Source organism: Alkalithermobacter paradoxus (assembly GCA_002029295.1).
Classification (GTDB): domain Bacteria; phylum Bacillota; class Clostridia; order Peptostreptococcales; family Peptostreptococcaceae; genus Alkalithermobacter; species Alkalithermobacter paradoxus.
The window spans coordinates 62778-68832 of the sequence record MZGW01000007.1 but is presented as its reverse complement, the minus strand read 5'-3'; the positions used below and the strand labels follow the sequence as shown (position 1 = coordinate 68832).

Sequence of the window (6055 nt, the reverse complement as noted above, 5' to 3'; positions counted from 1 at the left end):
TTTTAAGGTAAGACCCCAAGAAGACTACTTGGTTGATAGGCTCAAGGTGTAAGCGCAGTAATGTGTTCAGCTTATGAGTACTAATAGGTCGAGGACTTGACCAAATATGCTATGCAGTTTTGAAAGTGTTATTGATTTGATTCACATTCCGAGTTTCCTCAAGCAAGCTTGAAAGTCAACTCTAGAATGTAAATTCAAATCAAGTACATTAAAATAACTTAGGCTTGAAAGTCGATTCTTAAGTTTATACTAAATATGTAAAGCAAACAAAATATATTAGACAAGTAAGATTATGTGGTTACTATAGCAAAGAGGATACACCTGTTCCCATTCCGAACACAGAAGTTAAGCTCTTTTGCGCCGATGGTACTTGGAGGGAAGCCTCCTGGGAGAGTAGGACGTAGCCACATAATCTTTTTTTATGTATGTATACCTCTTTATATGTCAATAATAAATTGAATGAATAAGGAGGTGCCTACATGAGAATTCCTAAGCATATAGGGGTTATACCAGATGGAAATAGAAGATGGGCAGTAAACAATGGGATGACAAAGGAAATGGGCTATAATAAAGGCCTAGATCCAGGACTTGAGCTATTTAGACTGTGTAAAGATGCAGGTGTAAAGGAAATTACATATTATGGGTTTACTACGGACAATACGAAAAGACCAAAAATACAGGCAATGGCATTTACAAAGGCATGTGTAGATGCGGTTAATATGTTATCTAAAGAAGATGCACAGCTTCTTGTAGTTGGAAACTCAGAATCTCCTATGTTTCCAAAAGAATTACTTCCATATACTGAAAGAAGAAAATTTGGAAGTGGACAAATAAAAGTTAACTTTCTAGTTAATTATGGATGGCATTGGGATCTTAATAATGTAAATAATGAAAAGTTAAGTAGTAAAGGTGAACTACATAACCGCCTAAAGTCATCTGATGTATCAAGAATAGATTTAGTTATAAGATGGGGTGGCAGAAGAAGACTTAGTGGTTTTTTACCAGTTCAAACTGTGTATTCTGATTTTTATGTTGTAGATGATTATTGGCCTGACTTTAAACCGGATCACTTCTATGATGCTCTTAAATGGTATGACAAACAAGATATAACTTTAGGTGGATAATATATCAAATTTTCTTAGAGTGGGATGAATTGTAATCCCGCTCTTTTGTCGTATCAAAACCTTTTTATCATGTAATTTATATTTAGATTATATTGAAATTTGGACAGGAAAAATATAAAATTAAACTAAATTATATCAAATACTTTTAAACTGATGAACGGGGGGAATGTAGTGAAAAATCTAAGCACTTTATTAAGTCCATTATTATGTACAGTAATTATTTATTTTTTGAGGAATTTTAAAGGATTATATTTTGTTTTAGCTGTATTTGCAGTTCTTTCATTAGCTAGCATAGTATTGAATATTAAGTTGGGTAAAAACAATGAAGACTTAAAAAAATCTGAGATGCTAAAGCAAAGAAATCTTAATCAGAGATTTACAGATAGATTAGGTAAATTCGGCGAAAATCTAAATACTTTCTTGCATGATGTAAGAATAATAATAGGTAATGTATATTCTTTTTCTCAAAGACTTAGTGAGAATACAAATATAATATCTCAAAATATATATAACAATGCTTTGGCTTTTGAGGAGATATGTACATCTATAGAAGATCTATCAAAAACAATTGACTCTCAAACTGAAGAGATTAAGAAAGTAGAAGATACATCTAATAAGTTATTTGAATTTGCAAATATCTCTAAAGACAACTCTGAAAGAGCTATAAATGAAGTTGAGAATATGAATGAAACTGTAGAGAAAAGTAAGGAAGTTTTTATAAAGGTTATAGAGCTTTTAAAGTATAGTAAAGATGTTGGAAATGATATGTCACATGAGGTAGTAAATCTTACTCATGAAATAAAAGATATATATAATATAATAGATGAAGTTGAAAACATCTCAAAGAAAACAAACTTACTAGCATTAAATGCAGCTATAGAAGCAGCAAGAGCAGGAGAAGCGGGTAAGGGATTTGCAGTTGTAGCAGAAGAAATAAGAAAGCTTGCAGTTCAGTCATCTGATTCTGTGAAAAAGATATCTGATATAATAAACACTGTAACAGAAAAGATAATGGGAATATCAAATAAATTTCAAGATGAAATTAATCTTATAAATAATGATATAGATATAGCAGACAAATCTGTACTTTCTTTAGATAGTATATATAATAAGTCTGAACAGGTAATAGAAGATGTTAAAAATATACATAATAAATCTGTACAACAACTTGAATTAGCAAAGCAGGTAAACAAAATTATAAAGGATTTTACTTATGTGGTTGACACAACAAATAAAGTTTCTCTAGAGATAAGCGAAAGAAGTACGCAACATTCCTCTGCTATCCAATCTATTGCTTCATCAGTTTCAGAACTTGAAAACATGTCACAGGATACATTTGAATATATGAGAAAATATTTAGATAGCTTTGAAGTTACTAATGAAATGGAAGAAAGAATAAGTGGAGCGGTTAAAGTTTTAAAAGATATGTCTAAAAATAAAAATATTCTAGAAAAGTCATATGGGTCAAGCTATAGAAAGAAGCTAAAGGAAATAGTGGATTCAAAACCTTACTTTGAGGTTATTTGTGCTTTAAATGAAGAAGGTTATAGTGCTGTTTCAAATATAGATGAAGAAGATTTTGTACAAAACTTCAAACATAGAAAATATTTTAAAGAAGGTATCACTGGAAAAGAATTCATATCGAAACCGTATATTTCTACAGATACAGGGAATTATTGCGTAGCTATTTCTGTTCCTATAAAAGATGAAAAAAATAATATAATTGGAGTACTTATGGCAGATACTATCTTAAGTTAATATTATTTTTTAGTTTTAAGTATGTTTTGAATTGACACATTAATTTATACATGCTACTATTTATTCATAATTAAATAATAATCACTAGGGGAGCTGGATAATGGCCAGCTGAGAAAAAGATCCTTTAATCTTTGACCCTTTAACCTGATCTGGGTAATACCAGCGTAGGAAAGTGTACGATATATTAATTTTGTGCGTTTATTTGTGTAGACACAAATCCTATTCTGGATTTGTGTCTTTTTTATTTTTTCAAAACTTTCAGGTGGGGGAGGTGACGTTATGGTTATAAATGGAAAAAAACTTAACATATGTGATGAAATTACTATTGATCAATTACTAAAAAATCTAAATCTAAACATAGATACAGTAGTAGTTGAAATCAACTTAGAAATAGTTGATAAAGATGACTATAAATCTAAATATGTAAACAACAATGATAGAGTTGAAATAGTTAACTTTGTTGGGGGAGGTTAGAATGAATATATTTGTAAATGAAAAGATATATTCGTTTGAATATGGGGTAACAGCATTTGAAGTTAGAGATATTATAAAGAAAGATGCTGATATTGTAGTTTTTAATGGATTTATCATAAAAGAAGATGTAATTCTCAAAGAAAATGATAGATTAGTTCTGATAAAAAGAGGTGAAATACCAGATAAGGAAGAACTTGAACATCTTTTAGTTTCAAGACACACGCCGAGTGTTCATCAAAAAATAAAAAATGCTAAAGTTGGAATAGCAGGCCTTGGTGGACTAGGATCAAATGTAGCTTTACTTTTATCTAGAATGGGTGTAGGGAAACTACTTTTAGTAGATTTTGATGTTGTAGAACCCAGCAATCTAAATAGGCAACAATATTTTATCAGACATATTGGTATGAAAAAGGTTGATGCTTTAACTGAAATTATAGGTGAAATCAATCCATTTGTTAGTATAGAATCAAAAAACGTTTTTGTAGAACAAAGTAATATACAATCTATATTCTCTGATGTTGACATTATAGTTGAGGCATTTGATAACCCTAAATCTAAGGCAGCTTTAGTTAATGAGGTGCTTACTAAGATGCCAGACAAGAAAATAATAGCAGCTTCGGGTATGGGTGGATATTTTTCTTCTAATCTTATAAAAACAAAGAGGGTAACAGACAAATTTTATCTTGTAGGAGATGAATTTTCAGAAGCAAGGCCAGGTCAAGGGCTTATGTCTCCTAGGGTTTGTATCGCTGCTAGTCACCAAGCAAATATGGTTATAAGGATTTTGCTTTGCCAAGATAATGCATAAGGGGGATTTATATGGACAGCTTTATAATAGGTGGAAAGACTCTTAACAGCAGGTTGTTTATAGGGACAGGTAAGTATTCTTCTAATGATATTCTTACAAAAGTTATAGAATCATCTAAGACTAATGTTGTAACAGTTGCATTAAGAAGAGTTGACTTAAATTCTAACGAAGAAAATATATTAAATTACATAAGTAAAGACTGTATACTAATGCCAAATACTTCTGGAGCAAGGAATGCACAAGAAGCTGTAAGAATAGCAAGACTTGCAAGAGCAGCTGGCTGTGGAAACTGGATAAAGATAGAAGTAATTTCTGATAACAAGTATTTACTTCCTGATAATTATGAAACTATAAAAGCTACAGAGATTTTAGCTAAAGAAGGATTTGTAGTTTTTCCTTATATGAATCCTGATTTGATGGATGCTAAGAGACTAGTTAACGCCGGTGCTTCATCTATAATGCCGCTAGGAGCACCTATTGGAACTAATAGAGGATTGAAAACAGAAGAGATGATTTCAATATTAATAGAAGAAATTAACATACCAATAATTGTAGACGCTGGAATAGGTAAACCATCAGAAGCTGCAAAGGCTATGGAAATGGGTGCTGATGCTGTTTTGGTAAATACAGCTATAGCTACATCAGATGACCCTATAATGATGGGAGAGGCTTTTCATCATGCTGTAGTGGGAGGTAGGAAGGCCTTTTTAGCTAAAACAGGTATAGTAAGAAAATATGCCAACCCATCTTCTCCACTTACAGGTTTTTTAGATGGGAGTAATGTGTGATGAGCTTCTATAATGAGTACCTTTTCTATAAAGACTTTGACTTTGAATATTTTTATAAAAAAACAGAGGATTCACATGTAGAGAAAGTATTAAGTAAAGATAGACTAAATGAAATAGATTTATTGACACTACTTTCACCACGTGCAGAGAAATACCTAGAAGACATGGCTAAAAAAGCTAATGAAGTATCTCTTAGGCAGTTTGGCAAGACCATACTACTTTATACACCTGTTTATATTTCAAATTTTTGTAGCAACATATGCTCATATTGCAGTTTTAGTTCAAAAAATAAGATAGATAGAAAAAAGTTAACAATAGATGAAGTTGAAAAGGAAGCTAAAGCTATATACGAAATGGGTATTAGACACATTCTAATTTTAACCGGTGAAGATAAAATAAGAACACCTATATCGTACTTAAAAGAATGTATAAAGGTACTAAAGAAATACTTTAATTCTATTTCTATTGAGATATATGCTTTAGATGAAAATGAATATAAAGAGCTTATTAATGAAGGGGTAGATGGTTTAACAATATATCAAGAAGTATATAACGAAGATACATATAGCAAAGTACATATATCTGGACATAAGAAAAATTATAAATATAGATTAGATGCTCCAGAAAGAGCTTGTAATCAAAACATTAGATTTGTAACAATAGGTGCATTGCTTGGCCTTTATGACTGGAGAAGTGAAGTGTTTTTTATGGGACTTCATGGAAATTATCTTCAGAACAAGTATCCTGATATAGAGTTAAGTTTTTCTTTTCCTAGAATCAGGCCACATATTGGAAGTTTTAGTGATATATATGATGTAACAGATAAAAATCTTGTTCAATCAATGCTAGCCCTAAGACTGTATATTCAAAGGGCAGGAATCAATATATCTACGAGAGAAAATGCTTTGTTTAGGGATAATATTATTTCGCTTGGTGTAACTAAAATGTCAGCAGGAGTTTCTACTCAGGTCGGTGGGTATTCTAACAATAATAATGGAGTTAGTCAATTCGATATATGTGATACTAGAAGCGTTGAAGATATGAAGAAAGCTATATCACTAAGAGGGTATCAGCCTATATTTAAAGATTGGGACATTATATAA

The 6055-nt window shown here is 31.2% G+C and carries 6 protein-coding genes, 2 rRNA genes and 1 riboswitch; all 8 genes read left to right on the top strand.

Annotated elements, in window-relative coordinates:
- Positions 1 to 104, top strand: a 23S ribosomal RNA gene (locus CLOTH_RS10810); the annotation flags it as partial.
- A gap of 189 nt (positions 105 to 293) precedes the next feature.
- Positions 294 to 410: ribosomal RNA gene (gene rrf / locus CLOTH_RS08405) — 5S ribosomal RNA — on the top strand.
- A 69-nt stretch (positions 411 to 479) separates the two neighbouring features.
- A complete protein-coding gene (uppS, locus tag CLOTH_RS08400; protein ID WP_079413056.1) occupies positions 480 to 1124 on the top strand; it encodes a polyprenyl diphosphate synthase in 645 nt (214 codons plus the stop codon).
- Between the two features lie 171 nt (positions 1125 to 1295).
- Positions 1296 to 2882, top strand: coding sequence for a methyl-accepting chemotaxis protein (locus tag CLOTH_RS08395; RefSeq protein WP_158080495.1), 1587 nt, complete (start codon positions 1296 to 1298; stop codon positions 2880 to 2882).
- Between the two features lie 76 nt (positions 2883 to 2958).
- Positions 2959 to 3070: riboswitch (TPP riboswitch) on the top strand.
- A 91-nt stretch (positions 3071 to 3161) separates the two neighbouring features.
- Positions 3162 to 3356, top strand: coding sequence for a sulfur carrier protein ThiS (thiS, locus tag CLOTH_RS08390; RefSeq protein ID WP_079413052.1), 195 nt, complete (start codon positions 3162 to 3164; stop codon positions 3354 to 3356).
- A gap of 1 nt (position 3357) precedes the next feature.
- Positions 3358 to 4164, top strand: a complete 807-nt coding sequence (thiF, locus tag CLOTH_RS08385; protein WP_079413050.1) for a sulfur carrier protein ThiS adenylyltransferase ThiF — start codon at positions 3358 to 3360, stop codon at positions 4162 to 4164.
- Between the two features lie 11 nt (positions 4165 to 4175).
- Positions 4176 to 4952, top strand: coding sequence for a thiazole synthase (locus tag CLOTH_RS08380; protein ID WP_079413048.1), 777 nt, complete (start codon positions 4176 to 4178; stop codon positions 4950 to 4952).
- Complete coding sequence (gene thiH, locus CLOTH_RS08375; protein WP_079413046.1) at positions 4952 to 6055, top strand: 2-iminoacetate synthase ThiH; 1104 nt, start codon at positions 4952 to 4954, stop codon at positions 6053 to 6055. Before CLOTH_RS08380 ends, thiH begins: the two co-directional genes overlap by 1 nt.